The 334-nt window shown below is 59.3% G+C and carries 1 pseudogene; it reads right to left on the reverse strand.

The window, feature by feature from the left end:
- Positions 1-334 (reverse strand): annotated as a pseudogene (locus tag RTW80_RS28115) (glutamate--cysteine ligase); the annotation flags it as partial.

Consider the following 334-nt stretch of genomic DNA (forward strand, 5'->3'; position numbering starts at 1 on the left):
CAGTGCTTCTGCACCAGAGAAATCAGCGAGCCGCCATCGGCGATAAAGTCCCGCATGCGCTGCGCCTCGCTCTTGCCCTGCTTTAACAGCAGGGCAATCTCATTGATTGCGCTTGTCGCGCCGAGCTTCTCGGCCGACGGCGCAACCTGCTCGAGCAGCCAGGCGATATCTTCCGCCACGGTTTTGTGCTCGCCGGTATGTACGTCCGTCAGAATGCCTTCCAGCCCGTAGCGACAGGCCTGAAAACGGTTAAAGCGATAGAGCAGAAAATCCCGTTCCTGATGCTTATACGGCCGCGCGGTCAGCAGCCAGTGCGACGTCGCCTGAATAAGCC

It is taken from the genome of Escherichia sp. AM3 (assembly GCF_032029835.1).
Lineage (GTDB): Bacteria > Pseudomonadota > Gammaproteobacteria > Enterobacterales > Enterobacteriaceae > Escherichia > Escherichia coli.